Source organism: Rhizobium sp. CB3060, assembly GCF_025200735.1.
Classification (GTDB): Bacteria; Pseudomonadota; Alphaproteobacteria; order Rhizobiales; family Rhizobiaceae; genus Rhizobium.
In genome coordinates this window covers 1247000-1273580 of record NZ_CP104159.1, presented here as the reverse complement: position 1 = coordinate 1273580, position 26581 = coordinate 1247000, and the positions used below count along the sequence as shown (strand labels likewise).

Below are 26581 nucleotides of genomic sequence, written 5' to 3'. Positions count from 1 at the left end.
AATCGTCAATCGAATGTCACTAATTTACGGTCTTCCCTACAATTATTCGTTTGTAGTACAATTCCGTTGACGCGCGAAGGTATCCTTACACTAGCTGTTGCCGGAGGAGAGCATGTTAATCCTTGTCACCGGCGCAACGGGCAAGGTTGGGCAGCATTTTATTGCCGGAGTGCTTGGCGATCCACGATTTTCAAAGGCGCGCATACGCGCGCTTTGCCATAATCGGTTGTGTCCTGAAACAGAGCGGGTCGAGGTCACACAAGGCTCGATTGCCGACCGGGAAACCGTCGCCAGGACGCTTACGGGTGTCACCCACGTCGTGCATCTCGCCACATGTAAGGAAACGCCTGCCGATATGATGGACGTGACGGTAAAGGGGCTTTTCTGGCTGCTCGAGGCTTTCCGCACCAGCCCCACGGCGCGTCAGTTCATCCTGATCGGCGGCGACGCCGGTATCGGTCATTCCTATTATCGTCACGAGACACCCGTTACCGAAGCCACACCACATCGGGCTTATCCTGGATGCTATGCGCTTTCGAAGGTCCTGGAAGAAGTGATGCTGGAGCAATTCGGCATTCAATACGGCCTCAACGGCTGCTGCCTGCGAGCGCCTTGGATCATGGAAAAAGACGACTTCAGATTCTCGCTTTCATTCGGCGATGACGTCTTCGGCGGACCCGACTGGAAGACGCTTGTTCCGCAGGCCGACGCTGAGCGCTACTCAAGGGACGGCACAGTGCCGCTGCTACGCGACGCGGATGGGCGCCCGCTGAAGCGCAATTTTGTCCATGTCGACGACCTTGTCGCAGCGATGCTTTCGGCCATCGACAATCCGCGCGCTAAGGGCCAGCTTTTCAACATCTGCATGGATCGTCCGGTCGACTATGGCGAGGTCGCCGCCTATCTCGCGCGCACTCGCGGTCTCGGTTCCGTCGACATAGTCAGCCAGTTCCATTCGAACTGGATGGACAACAGTAAGGCTAAGTACCTGCTCAATTGGAGCCCCATCTACGATCTGGAAATGCTCATCGACTCGGCCCGGGGATACGAGCGTTCGGAAGGGGAAGCTCGCATCATCTGGTATCCGGGTTGATCACGGGGCGGGCAGTGGTGCCCGCCTTTTCAAAGGGGAGGAAGTCATGAGGAAGGCATTGTTGCTTACAGTCGCGGTATTGGCGCTAACGGCCGGGCAAGCCTTGGCGGCCAAGAAACAGCTTGTCATCGTCGTGAAGGGCTTGGACAACCCATTCTTCGAAGCGATCAACCAGGGTTGCCAGAAGTGGAACAAGGAGAATGCGAACTCCGAATATGAGTGCTTCTACACCGGTCCGGCCTCGACATCCGATGAAGCCGGCGAAGCGCAGATCGTCCAGGACGTGCTCGGCAAGGCCGAAACCGCGGCGATCGCTATTTCGCCCTCGAACGCCAAATTGATTGCCCAGACCCTGAAGACGGCCAGCCCTAAGGTGCCGGTCATGACGCTCGATGCCGACCTTGCGGCCGAGGACGCAGCGCTGCGCAAAACCTATCTTGGGACAGACAACTACCTGATGGGTGCGCGCATTGGCGAATACATCAAGAAGGCCAAACCCAACGGCGGCAAGATCTGCACGATCGAAGGCAACCCCGGCGCCGACAACATTCTTCGTCGTGCTCAGGGGATGCGTATGCGCCGTCTACGCCCCATTGATTTTAGAGTTTCAGCTACCGGGTAAGGCTGCCTAAGGGCCAGATGTGAGCTCACCGGATAGTATCTGACGAGCTCATTATGAGGCCTTGATGCGGGCGGCATAGGCCCATGGCATCAGCGCATCGATGTCTTTGGCGAGGTGGCCATTTGCGAGGCGGGTGAAGAGGTCGCACAGGTAGGCGTATGGCTCGACGCCGTTCATTTTGCACGTGCCGATCAGGCTGGCAAAGCGGGCCCAATTTCGGCCCCCTTCATCGTGCCCGGCAAAGAGCGCATTGCGGCGGTTCATGGCCGGTCGGCGGATGGCGTTTTCCACCAGGTTGGAGTCAATATCGACGTGGCCGTCGTCCAGGAACAGCCGGAAGCCGTCCTGTCGCGTTAGCATATAGGCCAGGGCTTTTCCGAGATCAGACTTGCGTGAGACGCGCTTGGCTTGCGCTGCCAGCCAGGTGAAGAACTCGTCCACGAGCGGAAGGGACAGGTCCTGTCGAACTGCCCGGCGATGTTCGGGATCTGAGCCCCGGATACTGTCTTCGACCTTGTAGAGCGCGGCGATCCGCACCAGCGCCTCGTCGACGATGGGCGATCCACTCTTTGGCGTGGCCTTGATCAGCTTCCTGCGCCCGTGCGCCCAGCTTGCGTCAGGCAAGCCCCGGAACGGGGGATGAAGACGAAAGGAGGTGAGAGCCGAACAGAAACCGTTCGTAGCGATCCAGCGGGTTCAACGCCCGTCCGGCAAAGGCGCAGCCCGCCAGCCGGAAGCGAGTCTTGCATGGATGGCGGCAACGTCATTCGTGAAGCGTAGACAGCGGGTGATGAAGCGGTGGGGTAAGCCCCGATATCATGATCTTGATGACGCCTTCGGAGTGTTGGGACCGGGGGCAGCACCCGACTTGCCGGTATTGGCGAGGCAGGCGGGGTCGTCCGGGGTCTTGGGCCATCGCAAAGTCACGGGATGGATCGCCGGGGAACCTGAGAGATCCCACTCACGCCCACGGAGGCGATGCCGGAAACGGGGGTGCCGGCTGACGTAAAAGACTCCAGGCCCTGCGACAGCCCTGCATGTCGGAGGGAGCGCCTTGGCGGACACGAATATGCAGGGCCGCATGGGACCCGGAAAGCGAAGCAATAAGCTGATGGGTGAGCGTGAGCGGGAAGTCGTAGCACCCTCATAGTACCAATGAGCGCGGGGAACCGTGTCCGGCGGGACCCGAACGAGGAAAGGGGGGTGTCACGGAACCAGAACCACTGACAGGAAACATCGGAGGGGACCCTGAGCCCTACAAACGTGTACACGAAACGGCAGTGGATAGCCGAACAGGCGAGGAAGCACCCGGAGAGGGTGTTCACATCCTTGCACCATCTGATTGACCTCGACTGGATGTTCGAGGCGTGGGCTCTGACGCGCAAGGATGGCGCGGCGGGCATCGACGGGCGCACGGCCGCCGACTATGAGAAGGATCTCGGGGCTAATCTTGAAAGCCTCCGGACCCGGATGATGTCGGGCAGCTACCGCGCGCCCCCGGTGCGACGCCACTACATCCCCAAGGTCGATGGGTCTCTGCGACCTCTGGGTATCCCAACCTTCGAGGATAAGGTGGCGCAACGGGCAATCGTGATGCTGCTGGAACCGATCTACGAGGAGGACTTTCTGGACTGCTCGTTTGGGTTCCGGCCGGAACGGTCGGCGCATGAGGCCATCCGCACATTGCGCGATGGCATCATGGAGACTGGTCAGCGCTGGGTGATTGATGCGGATATCTCGAAGTATTTCGACAGCATCGACCACGGGCATCTGCGCAGCTTCCTCGACCTGAGGATCAGAGACGGCGTCATCAGACGTATGATTGACAAGTGGTTGAACGCAGGGGTGCTCGACCAGGGCATCCTGAGCCGATCGGTAGCTGGAACTCCACAAGGCGGAGTGATCAGTCCACTTCTCGCGAACATCTTTCTGCACCACGTGCTGGATAGATGGTTCGTGGAGGTGGCGAAGCCTCGCCTAAAACGGAGGTGCCAGATGGTGCGGTACGCTGACGACTTCGTCATGAGCTTCGAGGATCACCTGGACGGCCGGCGCATGCTGGCCGTGCTGGGCAAGCGTTTTGAGCGGTATGGGCTCCGGCTCCATCCCGACAAGACGCGCTATGTGGACTTCCGTTTCCGGCGCCCGCACGGGCGGCACCCTGCAACAAGCGCCACCAGTTTCAACTTTCTCGGTTTCACCCATGTCTGGGGCCAGTCGCGGAAGGGGAAGCCGGTGGTGCGGCAGATCACGGCCAAGGATCGGTTTGCGCGGGCCTTACGGGCAGCCAGGGAGTGGTGCATCAAACACCTACACCTGTCGCTCACGGTCCAGCACCGACATCTGGCCCGGATGATGCAAGGCCACTACGCCTATTACGGGATCACGGGCAACGGACGGCGTCTGAAGTGGTACCACCATCAGGTCGAACGCATCTGGAAAAGCGGGCTCTCGCGCCGCGGCCGATCCGGAAAGCCGAACTGGAGCCGGATGGCGCAGGTTCTGGACCGATTTCCCCTGCCGCCGACCCGGATCGTACATCAATGGAGCCGTATCTGAGCGAAACTGGACCGTGAGGAACCGGATGCGGGAAATCTGCACGTCCGGATCTGTGAGGGGCGGGGCTCGGTAACGACCCCGCCTACTCGGCAGAAAGCCAGCTTCAAGGGATCGCCGCCCATCCGGGCCGACGTGGCGAGGTGAGAGTAACCACCGTAGGCATCGACCTGGATTGTCCCGTTGAACCCGTCAAGGATTTCAGCGGCATATTCGCCCTTACGCCCGGGCCGGTAATGGAACACCACGCCCTGCGGCGCGGAGCCATTCCAGCCACGGTCGTCACGCAACACGGCCCAGAGATAACCTGTCTTCGTCTTGCCTCGCCCCGGATCAAGAACCGGAGCTGTTGTCTCGTCGACATAGAGCCGCGTGCTTTCAAACAGCAGCCGTTCAGCCATGTGGTCGACCACCGGTGCGATTTCGCTGCCCGTGCGCCCAAGCCAGTCGGACAGGACCGTGCGGTCGATCGGCACCCCGTGTCGCGCCATGACCTCGGCCTGCCGGTTGAGCGGCATATGTTCGGAATGTTTGGCGACGGCAATCTCAGCCAGAAGGGCTTCGGTCGGCCAGCTCCCTTCCAGCAGATGCGCTGGCGCTCTGGCCTGGATGACGCCCGTTCGACCCTTGGGGCATGCGTATTTCGGGCGGATCGTGACGATCACCTCGTAGCGCGCCGGAACCCGGTCGAGCCGTTCCGTCCGATCCTCGCCGATCCGGACCATGTTGCCGCAGCCGCAGGGACAAACGATGCTCTCGGGCTCGATCACTCTCTCGACCCGCGGCAGGTGTTCGGGCAGTGCACGGGCCTTACGCTCCTTGCGAGGAACGGCCTTGTCCGGATCGGATGCGCTGGCTTCGATCTTTTTCTCGACGGCGGCAATCCGCGCCTGTGTTTCGGCAATCGCCGTTTCAAGGTCTTCCAGCGCCAGTTCCATCTGCGCCGGATCGAGCTTTTCCGATTTCGGCCCGAACTTCGTGCGCCGATAGTCGTGAACCTGCCCCTCAAGCTTCTCGATCAGTTCCTTCAGCTCGGTGATGAACGCGTCCTTTTCGGCGACCACCGCTTGCTCATGCTGACGTGCCGCACGCTCGACCGACAGCTCGAACTGCACGTCCGCAAAGGCTTTCAAAACCTCGGGAGGAAGGTCCGGGAACTGGCTAAGATCGATCGGCTGCGACATGCAGCTTCATAGCAAATCGAAGCAGAAAAACCCAATAAAACAATACAAAAACAGGACGGCTGAGTCATCCTGCCGCAGTCGGCGCTGTTACCCGTTGCGCCATGACCCGTCGCCAATCAAGCCCTTCGAATAAGGCTTCGTATTGACCCCTGGAAAGACGCATCGTCCCATCCTGAACCTTGGGCCAGGCAAAGCTACCCTGTTCCAGAATTTTGTAGGTCAGCACCATTCCGGTGCCATCCCACACCAGGATTTTGAGGCGATCGCCGCGCTTCGACCGGAAGATCACGGTCACCCCGGAATGCGGATCGAGCTTCAACTCGGTCTGCACCATCAGAGCCAGCGCCTGATGCCCACAGCGGAAGTCCACCGGACGCGTTGCAATCAGGATCGGCAGTCGTTGGCCCGCGACAATCATGCCGCCCCTCGCATGGCTCGCACCAGAGCCGCCACACGTTCAACCGGCACATCGTCGGGAACCCGCATCACAACGTCCGGGCCGATCTCCAACGTCAGGACCGACGAAGCCGCCTCCGGCAGCGGCGGCGCCAAAACATTCACAGCCGCGCTCGGCTCTGCCGCAATCGCCAAAGGCACAAATGCAGGCTCGGCATCGCCGCTCTCCGACAGCCCCGACATAGACTCAAAAGGCAGGGCCAGAGTGCCCTCGCGCACTTGCCGGCGCCACAAGGAAAGCTGGTGCGGAACAACGTCATGACGGCGCGCGACATCAACGACACGAGCACCAGGCTCAAGGCTTTCCGCTACGATCCGCGCCTTCACATCATCTGGCCAACGCCGGTTTCCGCGGCGCGGCTGGACAACTTCGTAGCGCCCAACAAATCCATCATCTGCCATGCAAATCTCCAGATAGTCCTGGAAACCTTCTCGCACACGCAGCAAGCCTCAAAATATAGCCAATCCAATGGGGCGGAGGCGGCGCTTACGGGGATGCGCGATACATTGACAGGCAAGAAAGGCCTTACTGCGCTGAAGGGTGAGGGCGGCTGGACGGAAGTCGCAGGTTGCCCCGTCTTCACCAATGACGACGGCGCCAAGGGCGTTCAAGCGATGACCGATATCCTGGCTGCAAATCCAAGCCTCGACGCTTTTGGCATTATGGGAGGCTGGCCGCTGTTCGGCGCTCCGCAACCGTATCGTGACCTGTTCAAGCCGATGGCCGACAAAATCGGCAAGAACGAGTTCGTGATCGGCGCTGCGGATACGATCGGCGACGAAGTGGCGATTGCGAAGGAAGGCTTGGTGACAGCGCTCGTCGGCCAACGGCCGTTCGAGATGGGCTACAAGGCGCCGTCCGTGATGATGGACCTGATCGCCGGGAAGACGGTCGAAGATCCGGTCTTCACCGGGCTCGACGAATGCACAAAAGATACCGTCGACACCTGCATTCAGAAGTAAAAGCTCCAACCGAAGCATGCCGTATTCGCATGCTTCGGTTGACATCGCATGGTGTAGCGATCGTGACATCCCTCGTTCATCGAGCTAAGAGCTCGACTGAATTCGATTACAACTTAAAGCCGGCCGATGTGGCATCGTTGTAGAACATCTTCACCGTGTCCAGCGAATATTCGTCAAGATCATAACCGACCAGAGACAGCTTCTTCAGGATATCATTGGTCACAGTAATGACGTGACAGCCGACTTGGTCAGCCTGGAAGATATTGAGAAGTTCGCGAGGACTTGCCCAGATCAGCTCAGCGGCTGGAGCTACCTTCAGCATTTCGACTGCCGCGGCCATCAATGGAACCGGATCGCGGCCCGTGTCGGCGATGCGTCCGGCAAAGACGGATACATAGCTTGGTACATTCGGATCGAGTGCGGCAACGACATCGCGGACCTGGCTGAGTGTCATGATCGCCGTTACGTTCAGCTTTACCTTCTTAGCTGCCAGCTTCTCGATCAATGCATAGGCAGTTTCCTGCTTAGTGTTGGTCACGGGGATTTTGACGTAGACATTGTCGCCCCAGCTAGCAATTTCCAAAGCCTGCGCTTCCATCTCCGCGAAATCGTCTGAAAACACTTCAAACGAAAGGGGCTTATCGGCGATAGATGTCAGGATGTCCTTGCAGAATGCACGATAATCGGTGATTCCAGCCTTCTTCATCAGCGTCGGGTTGGTCGTCAAACCCTTGATGAATGGCTTGGCATACATTTCAAGCATGCCGGCTTTATCCGCCCCGTCAGCAAAGATCTTGACGTTTAGCGCTTCCACTTTGGTCATTCCATTTCCTCCAGAATGTAATCTACAGCCTCGCCGAGCGAAGAGGCGCGGCAATTAGCTGCTTCAGGTTGTTTTTCACTATAGCCGTAGTCGATGAAGATCGTTTTGCAGCCGGCATTTTGTCCCGCTTCGACATCGCGCCAACGATCGCCGACCATGAAGCTATGGGTCATATCGATGTCGTGAAGCGCTGCCGCGGCGAGAAGTGACCCAGGACGCGGTTTGCGACAATCGCAGCTGTCACCGCTGTCGTGATAGCAGGTCCGGAACTCGTCAATCGGTAGGGAGGCGCTTAGATAGCCGTTGATAGCCTCCACTGTCTCCCTACTCGTTGTGCCTCGTGCAACATCCGGCTGGTTGGTCACCACGATCAGTAGGTAGCCATGGTCCTTAAGCCTGGTCAGCGCCTCAGCAACATCCGGCAGAATTTCCGTTTCCTGGACGCTGGCCGGGGGATAGGGCTTGCCGTCGCGCACGATGGCGCGGTTTATTACACCGTCCCGGTCCAGGAAGACTGCCTTGGCCATTTAGCGTACCGCTGATTCCCACTTGGTATCATTAGCCTTGAGCTTCGGATGAGACACCAGCAGATGCCAGACAACCGCCTGGAATGCTTCCGAGTGGGGTGTGATCGTTTCGGTATTGACCGTCGGCACGACGACGCACACATCGGCGACCTTAGCGGTATAGCCGCCGTCTCGTCCGACAACGCCGGTGATCTTTGCGCCAACGTTCTTGGCCAGCTTGAGGGCTTCGACCAGATTGGGGCTGATGTTCTTTTCAAGGTTGCCACCACCGACCGAGAGGATGAACAGGACATCCTTCGAATTCAGCTTGCTGATCTTAAGCCACTCGGCAAAGATTGTGGACCAACCTTCATCGTTGGTGCGAGCCGTCAGCTCCGAGACGTTGTCGGTCGGAGCATAGCTCTCGATGCCGACGATTTTACGAAAATCATTGACGGCGTGAGAGGCATTTCCGGCACTGCCGCCAACGCCCAGGAAGAAGATGCGACCACCCTCTGCCTTAACGGTCGCCAGCAAATCAGCCATCCGTTCAATCGCGCTGGTGTCCAGCTTCTGGATGATTTCTGCTGCTTCTTTCAGATGTTGTTCAGCGTAGCTCATGGTCTCAGGTTCTCGCTAAAATAGGTTTCTGCTTCTTGTAGACCGCTATGGGATCCGATTTCATAAAAGCGCTCGTTGACTTTATAGCCAGCCAATTGGCCGCGCACGGATAGGCTATGATAGAGGTCAGCGATGTCGAAGACCTCTCCTGGTTCGTAGGCCTGCAGCGTGCTCGCTTGCAGTATTCCCAAGCCATAGTCGATATACTTCATGTCAGGACTTGGGTTGTGCTTGTTGTATTCGATGAGCTGCCCGTCGCGAAACAGGACGTTGCTTTTGTCCCATCGATCACCATTCTCAAGGACCGTCATCAGGCCCAGTTTGTTCGCAGAATGGAAGCTGGCTTCCACTTTTGAGAAGTCAATCGGCAGGTAGGAGTCACCGTAGAGGATAAAGAAGCTGTCTGCCAACATGGGCAACGCCTGCCTTATTGCCCCGCCTGTACCGAGCAGGCGGGGCCCATCCGGGGAATATTTTACATTAAGTCCGAATGATGCGCCGTCGCCCACTACATCCTCAATCATCTCGCCGAGGTAACCAACGCAGAGCACGACGTTTCTCACGCCCTGGTCGCGCAGATAGCGCAACTGATGACAAATGAACGGCTCGCCTGCGACTTCGACGAGCGACTTTGGGATCTTTTCGGTGATCGGACGTAACCGTGTCGCCAGGCCGCCCGCCAATATGCAGACGCTCAACATTACGAGGCCAACACCACTTTGGTGCCCTCGAAGTCAAATCGAAATCTAACCTCTTCGAGACCAGCGGCAGCCATCGTATGGCGAAGCTTGTTGCGATCCTTGGCGAGGAACATGAGGAAGCCACCGCCGCCGGCGCCTACGAGCTTACCACCGACGGCACCGTTCCTCATCCCAAGTTCATACCATTCATCAATCTTCGGATTGCTCATCCCTCCGGAGCGGCGCTTCTTGTGTTCCCAATGCTCATGCATGAGTTCACCAAAACGAATCGTATCGCCGTCAACCAAAGCGTCGCGGCTTCTGTAGCCGAGCTCTTTCACGTAATGCAGGTTCTTGAGCATCTCTTCGTCATGTTGCTGAGACTTGACCTGCTGATCCTTGAGAATACCGCTGGCGCTACGAGAGAAGCCGGTGAAGAACAATAGGAGATTGTCCTCCAGGTCAAACATCGTGTCCATCGACACGCCAAGCGGCTGGGCTGTTACTTTGTCGTCCTTATGGAAGGTGAAACAGGTCACACCGCCGATTGCAGCGATGTACTGGTCCTGCTTGCCGATCGGCTCTCCCAGACGATCGATTTCGATGTGACATGCAAGCTCGGCGAGCTCTTCTTGGTGGAGATGGCGCCGACGATGCGTATAGAGAGCCTTCAGAAGTGCGGTGGTGAAGCTCCCCGAGGAACCCAGACCTGTGCCCGCCGGAATATCGGCAAGGGTCGTTATTTCGACTTGCGGGGTGTTGAACCCGAGCATCTGGAGGGATTCTCGGATAATCGGATGCTTTACATCCAAGATCTTATCAACGTGTTCCAGGTGGGAATATTTTAGGTAGATGCCTTCGGTAAAGGGGCGCATCACCGTGACATACACATACTTGTCAATCGCCGCAGAGACCAGAAAGCCCTCGTGATCCCGATAGTAGGAAGGCAGATCGGTTCCGCCCCCTCCCAAGGTGATGCGCAATGGACTACGCGCGATGATCATAGCCAGACTCCTGATAGATCTTTTCGATAATCCTCAACGACTCATAAGCGTCAGCGAGCCCGGCTGCGCTTGGGCGATCGAGCTTGATGTCGTCGTAAAACTCTTCCAGTTCGACCGACCACGAATTGTCGGCCATCGGGTATTCCCATGAGGTCGTTTCGGGTGGCCCCATTTCGGGGAGCATGTGATAGTGGGTCAGTCGCTCCACGCCGTAGCTGCCGCCGAGTCCGGAAATTTCGAGCTTGCCGACCTTTCCATAGATCTCCATGGAAAACGTGTTTTTCCATTCGGTGCACGAGACATGGAGGAAAGCTGCTTGCTTCTTTTCGGTTTTGAGAAGCATGAAACCATTATCGTCGACTGGCATGTCCCAGTAGTAGGTATTTGCGAAGCCGGATATATCCACGAATTCGCCGAGGAACCAACGCGACAGATCGATGAGATGAGGTCCCTGGTCGATGAGTTCGCCGCCGCCGGACAAGGCAGGATTTGACCGCCACTCCCGATCATAGCCGATACGACCTCCGTGGCCGTAACGTGCCCGGATGAACATCAGCTCGCCGAGGGCGCCTTCATCAACGATCTCTTTGGCTTTGCGAAATGCACGATGGTAGCGGTGGTTGAAGCCCACGTGCACCTTTACGCCATGTGCTTCGGCGGCGGCCATCACGGGCACCAGCTCGGCAGCCAAACGAGCCGCCGGTTTTTCCACGAGCACGTGTTTTCCCGCTTGCGCGGCAGCAAGTGTCAGGCTTGCCAAGGAGTCATGAAGCGTGGCGATCACAACAATATCGACGTTCGCCAAACTCAAGACGTCCTGCCAATCGCCAAAGGCATGTGCGCCGCAACTGGCAGCAAGGTTCTGGGCTCGGGACAAGTCCTTGTCTGCACAAGCTATCAACCTTGCCCTGGCGCCGAGCGCCTTTGCTCGTTTTTGGCCGATCAATCCGCAACCAATAATGGCCACGCCGAGTACGTCATCTGTCATCAGAACGAAATAACCTTAGCCTGCCGGTGTTGAGGTGCCACCGATAGCCTCTTGGTTGAGGTATCGGCAAGGTGTGATTCAGCTTTTTAGTGCTTTTCCAGTAAAAACTGCTGATTGCGACGCTTATACTTCCCTTGCATGAATGCCCATGCAGCCTTGACTGCGCCGGTCACCGGTGAAACGTTGACCAGGCCTTTCAGACCCGGCCGCCGCATCATTTGTCACCCCAAGTTAAGCTGCGGTCCCGACCTGTAATGCGGCGAAGGGTATAGGCATCAGTCTTTGCGAGCTCGTCGCTATGCTCCGGCCAATGCTCCCAATTGTCCCATACGGCACTTATTAGCTTGCCGGTAATTCCGTCGCTTTCGGCGGAAGCAAGAAAGAGGGCGAGTTCCGCGCCTCTGCCAATCGGGGCGCCGCCGCTTTCTTTTTGCTTCAATGCGCGCTCATAAAAGCCTTTGCCCACCTTGTCGGGACCTGCTTCCAGAACCTCATCGAGCATCCGCGTATTCAGTGCGCCCGGCGCGATGCAGTTGACATCAATGCCCAGCCCGCGAACTTCTTCGGCAAGCGTTTCGGCAAAACGCACGATTGCCGCCTTTGATGCGGCATAAGCACTAATCCGGGGCAGGGGATTGGTCGCACCACCGCCTGATAGCTGTATGATCTTGCCATAACCCTGTTGCTTGAAGTGCGGAAGGAGCTCACGGCAAATTAGGACCGAGCCGAAAATATTGATCTCCATGGCCCGAACCCATTCGGACCAATCAACGGTTTCGATCTCGCCCTTCGGACCGTAGACGCCGGCATTGTTTACCAGAATCTGGCAACTTCCAAACTCAGACAACGTGGCTTGGACCACATCTTGGACGTCGGCTTGCTTTGATACGTCTACCGGTAGAGACGAAACCCTCTGCCCGGGAGCCGCCAGGGCCTCGAGCTCTGTTTTTGCGATATCTAGCAGTTCGCCGTTTCTCGCACATATCATGAGGTCAGCGCCAGCCGTGATGTATTTGCGCGCGATCTCAAGCCCCAGACCTTGGTTGGCGCCGGTGATGAGTGCGACGCGCCCTTTAAGCGGCTTTTCTTCCACTACGACATTCCTTCGGTGTGCGGGCTACCCACAGCGATGTAAGTTAAACCCAATGCCTTTGCCTGTGCTTGCACGAAGCGATTTGCGTCAATGACCGCAAGTTCTTTGCATTCCGGCATCGGTAGCGCCTCAATGCGGCTTCGATATTCCGGCCACTCGGTTCCGATTACCAGAATGCGCGCGCCGCGTGCTGCCTCAACCGCATCATTGTGGCGGTGAACGGATCCTGTCCAACGCTCTGGCAATTCAGTGGCTGCCGGATCATGCACCTGGACTGTTGCGCCCTGAGCAATAAGCCAGTCGCATAGCTCGACCGATTGCGATCGCCGCAAGGTACTCGTGCCGACCTTATAGGTGAGACCCCAAACAGCCACGGTCACCCCTGACAAGGCATCCGCTAGACGGCTGATTTTTCGGCGCGTCCACGACTTGTGCTCGTCGTTACTGACTTTCACGGAGGAAAGAAGTGGTGTGGTGAGGCCTGTTTCGCCGCCGCTTGCCTCGCGAAGGAATTCGATGTCGCGCGCGAGCGTCCCGCCGGCAAATGGTCCACCGGGCGACAGGTATGCCCTGGGACCGATGCGTGCCTCGGTCTTCAAACCGCGCTCAACTTCCTTCGCGTCGGCCCCGACCAGCTCGCAGATGGCAGCAATTTCATTTGCGAACGTCACGGACGTGGCGAGAAAAGCATTGATGGCATGTTTTGTCATCTCGGCCGATTCAACCGACATCCACTCGATCTTGTCAGTCACTGGCGACAAAAGCGCGGTCAGGCGCTCCTTCGCAATCGCATCTCGCACGCCTACGACAATTCTGTCCGGGCTAAGGAAGACCTTTAATGCGCCGCCGAGACGCAAATTCTCTGGGCTGCACGCAAAGTGCAGATCATCGCGCCCGATCGACCGGCTATATGCCTCCAACGCCGCGACGGAGCCAACGGGCATTTGCGACGAGATGAGCACAACAGCGCCGGGGATGAGATAAGGTAAGCTGGCCTCGATCCTAGATGATACATAACGCACGTCTGCGCGATCATCATCGTCCACGGGCGTGTCGTAGGCGATCCAAAGAATATCGACGCCAGTCAACGCCGCGGTCGGATCGGTTGTGAAACCAAGCTTTCCACTGCCCAAACCTGCTGCCAAGAGATCGTCAAGTCCCGCTTCCAGAAGCGGCGCCGCTCCTTTTGTCAGGCCGGCAATGGCCTCCGAATTGTCGTCGAGGCCGACCACATCATGCCCAACGCTGGCCAGGCACGCGGCGGTGACGGAGCCAAGGTGCCATAGCCCCTGTACGCAAACCTTCATCTTATGTCCTTGCGTTAAAGACCCATTCGTTTGCCCGAAGGTATTCTACCGTCTTCAGAACACCGTCCCGAATTGAATACTTCGGCTTCCAGCCCAGTGATTGAATGCGTGCGGTATCAAGAAAAATGAACGGGTTGTCGCCGATCCAGCCGCGATCTCCGCCGCTGTATTCCAGTTTCGGGGACAGTCCCAACGTCTCACAAATCCAGCCGATCGAGTCGTTGACCTCGCAATAGCCATCGACACCCAGATTGAAGATGTTGACCTTCGCTTCGGCCTTTTCCATCGCAAGTAGGATCGCATCGATACAATCCTGAATGTAGAGGTAGGATTTGCGCTGCTTGCCATTGCCAAGCACCGGAAGACGCGTCGGATCCTTTTTCAGTTTCTCATAGAAGTCGAAGACATGCCCGTGCGTATAGCGCTCGCCGAGAATGGAGACGAAGCGGAAGATGCAGGCCTGGAATCCGAAGCCCTCGCAATATGCCGAGATCAATCCTTCGCCGGCCGCCTTCGAGGCGCCGTAAAGGGAAGTTTGTATAGGGAAGGGCCCGTCCTCCGGCGTGGGAATGACCGGCGCTTCGCCATAGACCGAACCGGTCGACGAGAATGCGATCTTGCAAATGCCGTTCGCGCGCATTGCTTCAAGCACGTTGTAGGTCGCGATCGTATTTTGCTCGAGATCTTTGCGCGGATGTTCCGTGCCAAAACGCACATCAGCATTGGCAGCCAGATGGAAGACGGCGTCTGCGCCCTGAAAGGCCGCCTTGAGAAGGTCAAGATCGAGAATATCCATCTCGATCAGCCGGAAATTCGCATTTGCTAGCGCGCCTTCGAGGAAACGGCGCTGGCCGGTCAAAAAATTGTCGACCCCGATGACTGTGTGCCCATCGCCAAGCAGGCGATCGACCAGATTGCTTCCGATGAAGCCCGCGCAACCTGTCACCACAAATGTGCTAGCCAAAATTACCCCCTGCTATGCTGGAAAACCCAGAGTTTTGTGACCCCATACCCCAGTCCAACCGTGACGGCAACCGCGACGCCGACGCCGAGGTATGTGGACTGACCTGAGATGTCCACCACGATATAGACGATGATCAAGGTGATTAAGTAGTTCAAAACCACCAGACAGATATAGCGCAGAGCCTCAAGAAGTACCTTTGAGCTCCTGCTCCTGAATGTGAATATTTTGTTCGCCGAAAAATGAAAAGCAATTGCGCAAAAATACGAAATGCTTACGGATACTACGTGATGCAGGTGTAGGACGCTCACTGTTACGAAAAGAACTGAGAAATACAGCGCTGCAGTCAAGCCTCCGACCAGAAAATACTTTATGATCTGAAATCTTGGATCCTGAAGGAGATTCATCGTTTACTTCGTCTCGTGCTGTGAGCCTGGAAGCTACACCCGTAAGTGAGGCTTTCCACCGTCCATCTCGGCTGCCATCGAGAACGCGCCTCAGCGCGCGTCTTATTTTATGGCTGTCATTGTCACGCGGATGCCAAAAGGCAGGGACATCCCTGATAGGAGATTGACCTCAATCTTCATAAGCAGTCCCATCAGTCCGCTGTTTCTAGTCGAGGCGGCCTGGCGCGTCACCGTGTTCTTCGCACTTTTGGCACCAAAATACTTGTCCTTCAGCTTTACCAAAGCAAACGCAGGGAACAACAGAAAGCCGAGGTGGGACTCGCTTGCTATGCGAAAACCGACTTTGCTCAGCTTTTGACGCAGCTCGCTGCGCGTATATCTGCGAAAATGATGAAGCTCGACATCGTAGGGGCCAAATAGCCTGGGTCCTGCCGGCACTTCAACGACCAACAGACCACCCGGCTTCAGAAGATCGTATGCTCGCTTCATGGCCAGCACATCGTCTCCTATGTGCTCGAATACATTGAGCATGACAATGACATCAACGGAGGCCGGCGGGAGTGGGCATTGCAATAGATCGAAGCGAACCAACGGGATGTTGGGAAGATCCTTCGCCAGTTTAATAAGGGGCGCTTTGACCACGTCCGCGCCGATTAGCGAACAATCCGAAAGCGCGCTGGACATGTCGCGAAGCAGAAATCCAGATGAACAACCAATATCCATCACGACCTTGTTGCCAGGTCCCTTGTACTTCTCGATCTCTTTGATCGCGCGGGTTCGGGACGCCACATCGATGGGGTGATGTTCGCCAGCTGCTTCTTCATGCAACTGGGTAAGGTCATCGGACCAGCCTTCAAAATTTTCGCTGTATTCCAATATTGGGAGCGTCTTATCGCCTATAACGAATTCGCGGCCGTTCCAAACGGGCTCTTCGGTATACCCTTGAGGGGAGGGAAGCTTAAATGGGATCACGACTTCTGCTCCGTAAAATTAACTTGTCGATCGACGATATACATCGGCCGACGCTTGACCTCGTCATAAATTCTGCCGACGTATTCGCCGATAAGCCCGAGCCCCAGTAACTGGACGCCTGAGAAGAAGGTGACAATCAGAACCGTCGTCGACAGTCCGGCCGACAAATTCATCCCGATGATCTTCTGCAAGGCATACCACGCGCCGAGGAGGAAGCTGAACGCGGCAAGGATAAAGCCGGCAATCGACATCATGAATAGCGGCCGTGAAGAGAAGCTGACCAGCCCGTTCAAACCGATCTTAAACGATCCAGTCAGCCGGTTATAGTTTCCTTTTCCAGCAAACCGTTCGTCGCGGTCATACTCGATGAATCCCTGCTTGAATCCTACGTACGCTACCAAGCCTCTCAGGAAACCGTGCGTTTCATTAAGTTCGCGTAGCTGTTCGATAACGCGGCGCGTCATAATCCTGAAATCGCCAGTATTGCGAGGGATTTTGACATCGCTAAGCTTGTTGATGACGGTATAGCCGAAATGCGAAATCAGGCGCTTGAACCAAGTCTCGCCACGCCGGCTGCGGCGTGTGGCATACACGACCTCGAAACCCTCGGAGAGTTTGCCATAAAGCTGTTCAATCAGTTCCGGTTGATCCTGAAGATCGACATCTATCACAACGCATGTTTCACCGGTGCAAGCCAATATGCCTGCCATGGTGGCTGCCGGTTGTCCGAACCGGCGCGAGAACAACAATAGCTTAATATTGGAATTGCGATTGATTTCTTCGAGAATAACCTCTTCGGTCCGGTCCGGTGACGGGTCCAAGGAAAAAATAATCTCGTACGATTTCCCCATTTTCTCGAACACCGCTTCGGCTCGAGCAAGAAAAGGGCGAATGTTCGCCTCTTCCTTATAAACCGGCACGATCAGGGAAATTTGCGGAGCCATAGCAATCTCGGGTTACGTACATTTACAATTGGACACGGACGGAAATCACCGACGCTGATATACAGAGACGACGGTTAGGTAAAGTCCGTTTGACCGCGAATGCCGATATTATCCAAGTCAGAATCAGCAGAAAGCGTTATTGGCGAAAGCCTGTGGAGGTGAGTCGTCGAAGTCGTGCAGGATCGATAATTAAAAAAGCGTCGGCAGCAACAGGCGGCCGGCGCTGTAGTATCACATGGGTCTTCTGTAATCTGTCGGCAATGAATCAACCGCTCAACGAACATTGTAAACGATAAGCCGCTGCGTCGAGTGCTAACCTTTTGGCACAATCGAAAAGCTGGATATCGCTAAGCCGAGCAGACGGTCGTCACTCGACCCCGCCTGAGCTGGCGATGTAGCATCGGGCAATTCCATTTCAATGTCCAACAAGGATGGATTGGCCGGATTACCTGGAGCAGCAACAACAACGTCTTTTTTGTCCATTGAGTTCATAACTATTGTCTGTGGCGCAGATCCGTTCACCCGGAAAATAATTCGTTGGTGTTCAACTTTACCAGGCACGAGGTATGTGCCGGCTTTAAGAACAATATTAGTTGCTCGTTTGGTTAAATCGCATTCACATGTGGCTCTGAGAGATGCAGTATTTCCGTTCGTCCAGCGGCCCCAAGCCTCTTGACCAGAAAAACCAGTGATCTTTAGGCATCGGTTATCGAGGCCAAAAGAAACATTCAACGGGACGCGATCTTTGCTTGAGGTGATTTCTGAGGCGGCAACCTTCGCAATCTCGTAGTCTGGGGCCTCTTCCCGAGACATGCAGGTTTCGCGAAGCACGGCGATGGTGCCGGCCGGAAGATTTTCAGGTTTGGTTGCGGGACCATAATAGGTTTCGCCGCCAAAGAAGAGCGGCTTTTGATTGACGAAGATCGCGGCGGCCATTCTCTGGCTGAAACCAGAGATATCGATATACACCGCCTTCACGCTGTCATCTGTATCGGCTGCAGCGATCTTCGATAGATCTGCATCGAGCTGGATTGCTGGAGCGCTCTCTCGATAGAAGTAATTCACGTTCCAAGCAATGATGAGAAGTAGGGCGAACCCTACGGCGATTTTGGTCAATTTAGACAACGGCGTATGCATCTTTGCGAGTGGAGACAAAATACAAGCCAATGCGATGAACCCGAGCGGCAACGACAATGTCGTGGCGAATTTCCATTGGCGATAGGATTCACCATAGATTTCCCAGGCAGCGAGATAAAGCAGTATGGCAGCAAAGAGGAGAAGCAGCATAAGACGCATGGGTTTGGTCCCTTGGCGCTTCACGGTGAATGCCGAAGCGGCGAATATCAGGGCAGCCGGGATGATATGCGCAGCCGATATTCCGTGACCGGCAGCGGGTGGCCAATGACCAGGCAGGCCAACCAAAAGATTGAGGTTGACGAACGAGAGCGGCCAGCCAGCCACTCCATTGCCTCCCGCCGAAATAAATGCCTTGACGCTCGATAGGTACCGATCGGCACCGAGGAGCGCGCTGGCGAGATTAATGGTCAGGAATGTGCCGATAGAAGCCAAGGCCGCTACGGGGATTCCTTTCGTCAAAGAAAGCGCGAGGCCGACGCCGATGGCCGCAAGGGCCATGTATTGCACAAACCACGGGTGGTAAGTGAACATGACGAAGGCGGAGCCGATCGCAAGCGCTGTAATGGCGCGCTTGATGCTGCCATCTTCGGTGCCGATCTGGGCCAGATAGACGATCGTCGCAAGCAACGTTCCTTCAAAGAGCATCTGCGACAGGAAATAGTTGAGGGTCAGATAGGCAAATAGCGGCCCTGTCGTGACCAGGGTGGCAAGGGTGATCGCTAGCCAATACGGCAGAGCAAATATCCGCCGACTGATTGTCACGATGCCCAATGCGACAAAGCCGATGGCAAAGCCAAAGACTGGAATGGCGCATCGATCGAGATCGAGATGCAAGACAAAGGCTGCGAAGGTTTTGAGGCTGAAGGCTCCGAAGACATCCAGCTTCAAAGAAGGGATGATATCGCCGCCGGCGACGTCTGTATTGACGCTAGGCAGCCTTGCGAGAATGTCACCCATCTTGAGGTAGGCGAATAGATCGTTGTTGCCTGTGCTGAGTAACGGCAGGCTGGCGCCTTTGATTTTCGCGAATGCCATCATGTTGTAGATCGAGGCAGGAATGATGAATGCGATGGCTGACCAAAGGCTGGCTGGCCCGTGTTTGCGAATGGTCGATCGAGCGCCGATGCTTGCTGCTGACATCGCAAGCGAAAAGCTTGAGATCGCTGTCCCTAAAATGATCAGCGCGAGATAGACGATCCGAACGTTGATGCCAGCTCTAAAAGCGTACCAAGACGCCACGCTGAGAATGAATAGGCCGCATAGGACGGCAAATGGAGCGGTGAGGCTTTTGCGGCCGAACGAAGCGGAAAAGGCCATCGGTATCGATACTGGCGTACCGATAGCAAGAACGGCCAAGAGGATGACTGATGCTCTTGCCGTTCCCATTCCGGCATGGGTGAGTATTTCGGCGATCCGATCAAAATACGCCATCAAAAATCCTTAGCTTTGTCACTTTCGGCGAAGCAGTAACGCAGACCTAGTGACGTGACAACTATACCCCACCGTATCGACCCTTCGGGCATCTTTTTCATGGGGAAACGCGCATGACTAGCTAGTTTGCGTGACTAGAAGAGCGCGGGGCACGAATCTTGCCATGGCAACCCAGCGGACTGTCGTCAACGAAGCTTTTCGCTGTCGCAAACGAAATGCAACCCATCCAGCGTGCTTGGGCGGTTCCGGCATTTCTTCCAAAGCACATGCTATTTGCCGCGCCGGATCACAATACCGACCGACGTACTTACATATTGGCCCAGAAGAAGCTTGAGATGCGGGTTATGGCTATATGGCGGTACGTCGACATGGTCATCAATCGGCGTTGCCGTGGGGGCGACCGTGAGCCCCTCCACCTCATGACCTTCGTCGCGCATCCGTTCAATGAAGCGTTCCAGATCCTTGCGGCGAAACAGCACGGTATCGCCAGTTTCAACAGTCTCCTCATTTGAGGATAAGTTGAGCTCTGTCGTCTGTACGGACACGCCGCCAACCTTGATGGTCTTCAAGCTGTTGGCAATGAATTCTAGGCCAAGCTCGATACTGCCAAGATGTTCAAGGCAGCAAGCGGACCAGCAAAAGTCAAAGCCCGTGAGATCGGGGGGGATATGGTTCATGTCAGCGGTGGAATAGGTAACGCGCTCGAAGAACTCTTTTTCTTCGATCATCCCGCGGTAATTCATGTCGGAAAGCGCGCGCGAGAACTCTTTACTCTCTGTCCATTTCTCACCGATGATTTCCGATGGCGCGTCAGTGGCATGAATGGTGCAGCCTCTTGCCGCAAAGAGTGCCGGCAACGGTTCCTGTCCGGCGCCGAAACATAGGCCCCGTTTTCCCGGAGCGATCATTCCACCAATGGTCAGCTTATGTTGGATGAACGCGAACTCCCATAGCTTCCTGTGCATCTGGAATGGATGATTATTGAAGGAAGTTAGGAAGTCCCTGTAGCCAGGATGAAAAAAGTCTGATGCGACGGGATATGAATGCGCCATATATTCCGCGTTTGCACTGCCGGAAAACATGCCGCCTAGCAGATAAAAGGACTCATTGCTCGCCTTAGCTGTACTCAAGCTCGCTTCTGTTTTTGCAAGCTCGTTCGAAAGTTCGCTAACGCGGTTCACTTCGGCGCGCAAATGATCGCGCTCCGTGATGAGATCTTGTCGCTCCTGCCAGAGGCGACGTATTGGCCCAATAAGCAACGCGAGCTGCTTCATGAAGATTGCCCCCTCTCTCCACTGCACGCAAAGCGATAACGCCCCGACCCTACTGCGGCACGAAACAATTATCAATTGTAATCTGAAATGTGAGAAAGATAGCAGTTGCCAACCAGCATGCCGGTCGCACTCAATGCCGGCCAGCCGGTGAAGCTCTCCAACCCTGCACTCCGTCAACGGCTATTTGCGGTATTCCGTCTATTATTCCAATGATAGCCGGTCGTTCCATTTCAAGACTCCAACCGTTCGCCAAGAGAGTGGACATTATGCGTCCTTCGATTTGACGAGAGTGCGTCCCAATTACGATATATCTGACGTAACGATTTATATCCTGCACGGCAGCGTCTATGTAGTCCGCTTCGCCGCCTTGTATGTCGATATGAAGAAGGTCAAGTGGTTCGCCAAGCGCGATTTCTTCGAGAGAAAGCGCGGGCAATATCTCGAATTGTCTCGAAGCACTTGCCTCCCGAATTTGAAGGTCGGTTGCATTTAGAATCGGCTCCGAACCCCATGACGCGCCAGCATTCTCGACGACGGGAAATAGCGCCGTGCCTTTTTGAGGGGCAGCAACTCCGTGAATTATCCTATAGTTGTCAGATGAGAAACCGTTGCTAGCCAATGCCTCTTTGGCAAATTCAACGTGACCGCTGTCGCCCTCAATGCCAGTTAACTGGACACTAAGGCCCCGATTTCGGGCTGCCACTCCTGTATTGTTTAACCAACAGCCCCAACCACAGCCTAGCTCAACGGCCCTGAACTTTTCTTCAGCTAGGTCTACTGCCCTTAAGGCAGCAGCCCACTCTGCAATGTCAGCGTGCCAGTTAGCAGGAATTGGGGGAGGCTCAATCGTTCCTCCTTTGCCATCGAGAATGCCTGGAAAAAATCTTGGTGAGACCTTTACGCCTAGGAAGTTCGTTACGTGAGCATTATCGGCAACAAGGTTAGCTTGCTCGTGTCTTTTCAGAACGTCCAGCGCATCGAAACTGCAGTGGTAATGAAAGAAAGGATTTTGCTTTAGGTTCGATGCAGCCTCAAGCGAGAGACGTAGCTCCTTGTTGGCCTTTGCAAGGGCATCGCGCTCGGAAATCAACGTTATTCTGTCCTGCCACAAACGCCGTATTGGCGGCGCAACTAGCGCAAGCGTTTTGAGTGACATTTCCCACCGCCCCCGTTGAGAACGATGAGCAAGTATCACATAGTGATAGCATAGACAATGAAGTTTGGTCGCGTAGTCAATATTTGGCTACGTTCTCATCCAGTGCGGATCCGGTTTTGCGGCAATTGTAAAAAATATTTCTTAAAAAAGTTTGCGAATTCGTCCTCAACTTTTCAGTATTATTATAATATTATTTGATGATGATCTCCTGGCTAATTGGAGTTTTGCTGTAATATGTAGTGTATGCCAAATTTATTTCTATAGAAATACTTTGTTCTTTTTGAATATAAGCATCGGCTAATCAAATTTAATCTAATATTATATAAATCGGGCTTCTCTCTCGACTATAGCCTTTTTGAATATTGCTTCGAGCTGTAGCACGCTGTTTTGCCAATTGAAACGAGTTGCATTCGCTCGGGAATTTTCAACCAGCCTAGCGCGCAAGGGATCATCGGTCGCGAGTCTCTGTAAGCCGTCCCGTATCGATTGAACGTTGTCAGGGTCTACCAAGATTCCCGCGTCACCGGCGACTTCTGGCATTGACGACGTGTTTGAAGTCAACGCGGGAACTCCCCACGAGTTGGCTTCTATTATGGGAAACCCAAAGCCTTCATATAGGGAAGGCATCGCGAGAAATCTTGCGTGGCGGTAGAGTTGCGCCAAATCGGCGTCTGACACGTAACCCGTGAGCCGAACAAACGTCTCAATGCCTAATTCTGTAATGAGCTGTTTTAGATCACCTAACCGCCAACCCTGGCCGCCAGCAAGCACAAGAAGAAATCGATCTTTTGTAGATTCAGGCAGTGAAGCATAAGCTTGCAGCAGTCTATGGAGGTTTTTTCGGGGCTCGAGCGTGCCTACAAAAAGAATATAGGGGCGGTCAATACAAAATTGTGAGAGATCTTTCGTAGAATTTAATTCGGAAATTTCGGTGAGGCCGGGATAAATGACCGTTATTTTGTTGTTGCAGCCGCGAAATTGCTGCTTTAGCGCGTTCGCCGTTGCCTCTGAATCGGCGACGACCTGATCAGCAACTGAGATGGCCGGCTTCATTAACCACCGGTCGCCGAGCCATGTCTGCCATCGCATGGTGGCAGACATATCCCGCCAAACAAGGTCGTGTATCGTCACCACGCGTGCGATACGTTTATCGAGAAAAAAAGGCAGTCGGTGAGCCGGCCCCCAAAGGACGTCGAGTTGATCCCTCGCGGCAAGGAGCGGCAACTGCGTTTGCGCCCAGATCATGCGTTTTATTCCGCCAGGAAAGCGAGACACGCGGATCTTTGCGCCGTGCAGTTCCTTCTCTAAATCCCGGTTGGGAGTGTCCGGCAAATAGAGATAAAGCTGGTGACCAAGACTAAGGAGATGACGGCTCATTTCGAGGACATAGCGTCCAATTCCCGTCATCTCCGTCACAAGATTTCGTGCGTCTACGCCAATCCTTAGCTGTTGGGCATTGTGCTGGCTGACTGACTCTCGTCCAATCATAGTGGGACTCGCAAGGGATCACGCAACCATCCGACAGTCTTCTGAAACAGGCCTAGCTCGGCGTAAGCGCCACCTTTTTTCCTCAGATCGGAGGGGATGTCGACCGAAATATACAAGCTCTGCTTCGGCGGCAAAACGAAGGGGATGCGAGCGCTTGCACTATTGTCAAAAACCGTGCTTCCGTCGTCGCTTAAAACTTTACAACCTAAGGTTATCGCAAAAGATTCGTCATTTGTGCCGACGCTGGACCATAGCTTTTCGGAAAGATTGGTAACGCGAACCGTGTATTTGATCGTTCCCGCGGATCCGCCATCAGTTGGGCCATCAACGAGTTCGATCTTAATTTGAGTATCGCTAGGAGAGAGCGGCGCGATCATCGTTGTCATTCCGATATCGCTAATCGGAACGTATGCTTTGTCTGAGGACGGCTTGTAGATTTTATACCAATCTTCAGCCAACACGATCCTTTCCAATTCCTGGGAGCTCTCCTTCCAAGTGGTCCAGTTGCTGACTTCGGTATTCGTTTGAAGACTGTCTCCAGCGGCAAGGAATGATCGGACGGCATCCGCAAGAGCCTCAGGTGAACCGGCGGTAAAGAATTGGCAATTCTGTCCGCGTGCGGTGACTTCGCGGAATACAGGTATATCACTCGCTATGACCGATTTCCCGAAATGTCCCGCTTCGACTATCGGAAGGCCAAAACCTTCGGCATAGGAGGTGGCCAAGAGTGCGTCGCAGCGGGCGTATTCGCCCTGCAATTGACTATCGGAAATACCGTTGTGCCAGAAAAGTCGGCGTCCGTATTCGGAATGCCCTTCAATTCTTCGAACAAGATGCTCGACACCCCAACCTGGCTTCCCAACGATTGTAAGGCCAACATCCAGACCCTCGGCCCATAGCCGTTCAAACGCAGCAAGTGCGACCGTATGGCCTTTGCGAGGCTCGAGCGTTCCAACCATAAGGAAGTTTGGACGTTTGTTTTCCCGAACAGGATCAATCTCAGTGGCAACGTCTTTTTCAGCGAAATCGGCCCCGAGATGCCAATAGCCTATCTTCATTTCTCTCGGAAACTGGATCGCTTCCAGAAGGGCAATGAGCTCGTCGGCGACGGCCTTTGAGATGCACACAAAGGCCGTCGAATAAGATAAGGCCGTCTGGAACCAGGCGGAAAAAATCGGCGGCATGATTGGGCTGCAAAAGCCCGGAAACTGCAGTGGGATAGTGTCATACAGGCATGAGACCACGCGGGCTCCTCGCAAGCGGGCGGAGCGTAACGTCATATAGTGGTGTCTGTAAAACTCCCAGGAACTGTCGAGCATCAAAATCAAATCATCGGATGAGAAGTCCAGCCGATTATCTTCCGTGAAGGCAAGCGGGTTGGCCGACTTCTCCAGAGTGCTGGGAATGCTGAACCAGCCATCGGATGAATCGCTATACGCAATTATCTTTTCGATCCCGCCGCTCTTGCTTTTGTCGTCAGTTCCAAGATTGGCGCAGATATTCTTGACGACCCGTTGGATGCCAGTCTTATGATCAACGCGATATGTGGCTGTCGCATCAACGATGAGACGCGCGCCGGTGGTGGGCATTTTTTCGGAGCGAGACAGCGTTTCGACGATTGCGTCGGCAGGAAGGGCCTTGTCTTCGAGGTTTCGAAGCACAATCTTTTGGGTCACGGAGACGGAGGCTTCGGTGCTGGCAGGCCCCGCGGTAGCTGCCGCCGCTTTCTTCAAAGCCTCGACCGCAATGGCCGCAGATTTTGCCCAACTGAATTCCTGGGCACGGCAACGCTGCCTTTCGGCGACCGCCTTTGTCGCTTCCGGGTGGGCTAGGGCATGTTCCATGACCCGAGCGATGTCATTCACATCGGCTGGATCGAACAGGAATTCTTCGTCGCCGATGACTTCAGGCAAGGCGCCCGTGTTCGAGGCGATAATGGGCGCGCCACAGGTCATGGCTTCCAGAGCAGTAAGGCCGAAACCTTCAAGCAAGGACGGCTGAATTGCCAGATCAGTCGCTTTGTAGAGCGAAACAAGTTGGCTATCGGTGACATGGCCGAGAACCACAAGATCCTGTTCTGGAAGACCGAGCTTCTTCCATCTATCCTCCTCGTCCTTCAGGAGTGCTCGGGGATGGTCGCCGGCCAACACAAAGCTGTAGCGATCGCGCATATTTGCTGGAAGTCGCGCGAAGGCCTGGATGGCGGACTTGACATTCTTCCGCCAGTCCAGGGCACCTACATAAAGAATGAACGGCTTCTCGATCGATTTTGGCATCTTGGCATCGGGATGTTCGATCGCGTCGATGAAATCCTTTGAGACGCCGGCGAGTATGTTAACGGAGTGGTGATTGTTTGAGATCTCAACGCATTCACTGCGAGAATATTCCGAGATGCAGAGATTCAGGTCATATCGCGAATAAAGCGCAAGGCGCCGATCGTAATATGCTCGCATCGCGGAAGAGGTGAGATATTGCTGCGGGTAGCGATAGGGGATCGCATCGTAGAAGATGGACGCAATCGGCATTCCCGAGATGTCATTCGGAACAAGAGGGACAGCCTTTTCCCCGACGCCTTCAAACGGGCTTGTCGAGAGAGCTATATCGGGCTTCAAACAGGCGACATGATAAGCAAGCGCAACCTCGCTCAATCGCCGCTTTTCTGTATAGCCGTTGATTGCTTCACCCGCTTCTGCAACACCGTGCCATAGGTGGATGTTGCTGGACTTGATCCATTTCTGCAAATGATCGCGAGCTGCCAGCGCTTCCAGCGGCATCGCGGCATTAAGGGAAACAAGAAGCTCTACCTCTGGATGGTTGTCTGCAATTCCGAGTACTAGCTCCTGTACATACCGCCCGATCCCTCGCAATCTGCTTGCCGTCTGGAAGCACTGACCATCTATCCATAGCCGCATAGG

At 55.1% G+C, this 26581-nt stretch carries 21 protein-coding genes and 4 pseudogenes; 4 read left to right on the top strand and 21 right to left on the bottom strand.

Annotated elements, in window-relative coordinates; genetic code table 11:
• Window positions 1-112 precede the first annotated feature (112 nt).
• Together N2601_RS25255 and N2601_RS25250 are read left to right on the top strand one after the other, a co-directional pair.
• Window positions 113-1093 (top strand): NAD-dependent epimerase/dehydratase family protein, encoded by a 981-nt coding sequence (locus N2601_RS25255; protein WP_260304106.1) that lies wholly within the window; start codon window positions 113-115, stop codon window positions 1091-1093.
• A gap of 46 nt (window positions 1094-1139) precedes the next feature.
• Window positions 1140-1667: pseudogene (locus N2601_RS25250) on the top strand (substrate-binding domain-containing protein); the annotation flags it as partial.
• A 99-nt stretch (window positions 1668-1766) separates the two neighbouring features.
• Here N2601_RS25250 and N2601_RS25245 read toward each other — a convergent pair.
• Window positions 1767-2324 (bottom strand): annotated as a pseudogene (locus N2601_RS25245) (IS66 family transposase); the annotation flags it as partial.
• Between the two features lie 720 nt (window positions 2325-3044).
• Between N2601_RS25245 and ltrA the strand changes: the two are divergent.
• Window positions 3045-4274 carry a group II intron reverse transcriptase/maturase gene (gene ltrA / locus N2601_RS25240; RefSeq protein WP_260304105.1) on the top strand — a complete coding sequence of 410 codons (1230 nt, stop codon included), beginning with the start codon at window positions 3045-3047 and terminating at the stop codon, window positions 4272-4274.
• Between the two features lie 77 nt (window positions 4275-4351).
• Here the strand turns inward: ltrA and tnpC are convergent.
• From tnpC to tnpA, 3 genes and pseudogenes are all read right to left on the bottom strand, one after another.
• Window positions 4352-5455: pseudogene (tnpC, locus tag N2601_RS25235) on the bottom strand (IS66 family transposase); the annotation flags it as partial.
• A 64-nt stretch (window positions 5456-5519) separates the two neighbouring features.
• Entirely contained in the window at window positions 5520-5873 is a 354-nt protein-coding gene (tnpB, locus tag N2601_RS25230; protein ID WP_260304104.1) for an IS66 family insertion sequence element accessory protein TnpB, read from the bottom strand.
• A complete protein-coding gene (gene tnpA, locus N2601_RS25225; protein ID WP_260304103.1) occupies window positions 5870-6313 on the bottom strand; it encodes an IS66-like element accessory protein TnpA in 444 nt (147 codons plus the stop codon). The genes tnpB and tnpA overlap by 4 nt, the downstream gene beginning before the upstream one ends.
• A 90-nt stretch (window positions 6314-6403) precedes the next feature.
• On the opposite strand from tnpA, the pseudogene N2601_RS25220 reads away from it, so the two are divergent.
• Window positions 6404-6874: pseudogene (locus N2601_RS25220) on the top strand (substrate-binding domain-containing protein); the annotation flags it as partial.
• Window positions 6875-6980: 106 nt separating this feature from the next.
• On the opposite strand, the gene N2601_RS25215 reads toward N2601_RS25220, so the two are convergent.
• The 17 genes from N2601_RS25215 to N2601_RS25140 form a co-directional block, all read right to left on the bottom strand.
• Window positions 6981-7697, bottom strand: a complete 717-nt coding sequence (locus tag N2601_RS25215; protein ID WP_260304102.1) for a transaldolase — start codon at window positions 7695-7697, stop codon at window positions 6981-6983.
• The gene (locus N2601_RS25210) at window positions 7694-8224 is read right to left on the bottom strand and encodes a D-glycero-alpha-D-manno-heptose-1,7-bisphosphate 7-phosphatase (RefSeq protein WP_260304101.1); all 531 of its coding nucleotides are present in this window, start codon (window positions 8222-8224) and stop codon (window positions 7694-7696) included. Before N2601_RS25210 ends, N2601_RS25215 begins: the two co-directional genes overlap by 4 nt.
• A complete protein-coding gene (locus tag N2601_RS25205; RefSeq protein ID WP_260304100.1) occupies window positions 8225-8824 on the bottom strand; it encodes an SIS domain-containing protein in 600 nt (199 codons plus the stop codon). It lies immediately after the preceding gene.
• Complete coding sequence (locus N2601_RS25200) at window positions 8821-9525, bottom strand: nucleotidyltransferase family protein (protein WP_260304099.1); 705 nt, start codon at window positions 9523-9525, stop codon at window positions 8821-8823. Before N2601_RS25200 ends, N2601_RS25205 begins: the two co-directional genes overlap by 4 nt.
• Entirely contained in the window at window positions 9525-10508 is a 984-nt protein-coding gene (locus tag N2601_RS25195; protein WP_260304098.1) for a GHMP family kinase ATP-binding protein, read from the bottom strand. The genes N2601_RS25200 and N2601_RS25195 overlap by 1 nt, the downstream gene beginning before the upstream one ends.
• Window positions 10492-11496 carry a Gfo/Idh/MocA family protein gene (locus tag N2601_RS25190; RefSeq protein ID WP_260304097.1) on the bottom strand — a complete coding sequence of 335 codons (1005 nt, stop codon included), beginning with the start codon at window positions 11494-11496 and terminating at the stop codon, window positions 10492-10494. Before N2601_RS25190 ends, N2601_RS25195 begins: the two co-directional genes overlap by 17 nt.
• Window positions 11497-11710: 214 nt before the next feature.
• Complete coding sequence (locus N2601_RS25185; protein WP_260304096.1) at window positions 11711-12589, bottom strand: SDR family NAD(P)-dependent oxidoreductase; 879 nt, start codon at window positions 12587-12589, stop codon at window positions 11711-11713.
• Window positions 12589-13896 (bottom strand): nucleotide sugar dehydrogenase, encoded by a 1308-nt coding sequence (locus N2601_RS25180; RefSeq protein ID WP_260304095.1) that lies wholly within the window; start codon window positions 13894-13896, stop codon window positions 12589-12591. The genes N2601_RS25185 and N2601_RS25180 overlap by 1 nt, the downstream gene beginning before the upstream one ends.
• Window position 13897: 1 nt before the next feature.
• Window positions 13898-14860 carry an NAD-dependent epimerase/dehydratase family protein gene (locus N2601_RS25175; RefSeq protein ID WP_260304094.1) on the bottom strand — a complete coding sequence of 321 codons (963 nt, stop codon included), beginning with the start codon at window positions 14858-14860 and terminating at the stop codon, window positions 13898-13900.
• Window positions 14861-14862: 2 nt separating this feature from the next.
• Entirely contained in the window at window positions 14863-15264 is a 402-nt protein-coding gene (locus N2601_RS34260) for a GtrA family protein (protein WP_445945014.1), read from the bottom strand.
• Between the two features lie 102 nt (window positions 15265-15366).
• The gene (locus N2601_RS25170; protein WP_260304093.1) at window positions 15367-16236 is read right to left on the bottom strand and encodes a class I SAM-dependent methyltransferase; all 870 of its coding nucleotides are present in this window, start codon (window positions 16234-16236) and stop codon (window positions 15367-15369) included.
• The gene (locus N2601_RS25165; RefSeq protein WP_260304092.1) at window positions 16233-17180 is read right to left on the bottom strand and encodes a glycosyltransferase family 2 protein; all 948 of its coding nucleotides are present in this window, start codon (window positions 17178-17180) and stop codon (window positions 16233-16235) included. The genes N2601_RS25170 and N2601_RS25165 overlap by 4 nt, the downstream gene beginning before the upstream one ends.
• A gap of 312 nt (window positions 17181-17492) precedes the next feature.
• Entirely contained in the window at window positions 17493-17993 is a 501-nt protein-coding gene (locus tag N2601_RS34255; RefSeq protein ID WP_445945040.1) for a DUF7024 domain-containing protein, read from the bottom strand.
• Window positions 17994-20017: 2024 nt separating this feature from the next.
• Window positions 20018-21022: a hypothetical protein gene (locus N2601_RS25155; RefSeq protein ID WP_260304090.1), complete on the bottom strand. Its 1005-nt coding sequence runs from the start codon at window positions 21020-21022 to the stop codon at window positions 20018-20020.
• Window positions 21023-21152: 130 nt separating this feature from the next.
• Window positions 21153-22178 (bottom strand): class I SAM-dependent methyltransferase, encoded by a 1026-nt coding sequence (locus N2601_RS25150; protein WP_260304089.1) that lies wholly within the window; start codon window positions 22176-22178, stop codon window positions 21153-21155.
• Between the two features lie 318 nt (window positions 22179-22496).
• A complete protein-coding gene (locus tag N2601_RS25145; protein WP_260305245.1) occupies window positions 22497-23585 on the bottom strand; it encodes a glycosyltransferase family 4 protein in 1089 nt (362 codons plus the stop codon).
• 77 nt (window positions 23586-23662) lie between these two features.
• On the bottom strand, window positions 23663-26578 hold the full coding sequence (locus tag N2601_RS25140; RefSeq protein WP_260304088.1) for a glycosyltransferase family 4 protein: 2916 nt from the start codon (window positions 26576-26578) through the stop codon (window positions 23663-23665).
• Window positions 26579-26581 lie beyond the last annotated feature (3 nt).

Coding starts and splice junctions, on each gene's coding strand:
- N2601_RS25255 (WP_260304106.1), top strand. CDS start 113: ATGTTAATCCTTGTCACCGGCGCAACGGGCAAGGTTGGGCAGCATTTT.
- tnpB (WP_260304104.1), bottom strand. CDS start 5,873: ATGATTGTCGCGGGCCAACGACTGCCGATCCTGATTGCAACGCGTCCG.
- tnpA (WP_260304103.1), bottom strand. CDS start 6,313: ATGGCAGATGATGGATTTGTTGGGCGCTACGAAGTTGTCCAGCCGCGC.
- N2601_RS25215 (WP_260304102.1), bottom strand. CDS start 7,697: ATGACCAAAGTGGAAGCGCTAAACGTCAAGATCTTTGCTGACGGGGCG.
- N2601_RS25210 (WP_260304101.1), bottom strand. CDS start 8,224: ATGGCCAAGGCAGTCTTCCTGGACCGGGACGGTGTAATAAACCGCGCC.
- N2601_RS25205 (WP_260304100.1), bottom strand. CDS start 8,824: ATGAGCTACGCTGAACAACATCTGAAAGAAGCAGCAGAAATCATCCAG.
- N2601_RS25200 (WP_260304099.1), bottom strand. CDS start 9,525: ATGTTGAGCGTCTGCATATTGGCGGGCGGCCTGGCGACACGGTTACGT.
- N2601_RS25195 (WP_260304098.1), bottom strand. CDS start 10,508: ATGATCATCGCGCGTAGTCCATTGCGCATCACCTTGGGAGGGGGCGGA.
- N2601_RS25190 (WP_260304097.1), bottom strand. CDS start 11,496: ATGACAGATGACGTACTCGGCGTGGCCATTATTGGTTGCGGATTGATC.
- N2601_RS25180 (WP_260304095.1), bottom strand. CDS start 13,896: ATGAAGGTTTGCGTACAGGGGCTATGGCACCTTGGCTCCGTCACCGCC.
- N2601_RS34260 (WP_445945014.1), bottom strand. CDS start 15,264: ATGAATCTCCTTCAGGATCCAAGATTTCAGATCATAAAGTATTTTCTG.
- N2601_RS25165 (WP_260304092.1), bottom strand. CDS start 17,180: ATGGCTCCGCAAATTTCCCTGATCGTGCCGGTTTATAAGGAAGAGGCG.
- N2601_RS34255 (WP_445945040.1), bottom strand. CDS start 17,993: ATGTCTCGGGAAGAGGCCCCAGACTACGAGATTGCGAAGGTTGCCGCC.
- N2601_RS25155 (WP_260304090.1), bottom strand. CDS start 21,022: ATGAAGCAGCTCGCGTTGCTTATTGGGCCAATACGTCGCCTCTGGCAG.
- N2601_RS25150 (WP_260304089.1), bottom strand. CDS start 22,178: ATGTCACTCAAAACGCTTGCGCTAGTTGCGCCGCCAATACGGCGTTTG.
- N2601_RS25145 (WP_260305245.1), bottom strand. CDS start 23,585: ATGACGGGAATTGGACGCTATGTCCTCGAAATGAGCCGTCATCTCCTT.
- N2601_RS25140 (WP_260304088.1), bottom strand. CDS start 26,578: ATGCGGCTATGGATAGATGGTCAGTGCTTCCAGACGGCAAGCAGATTG.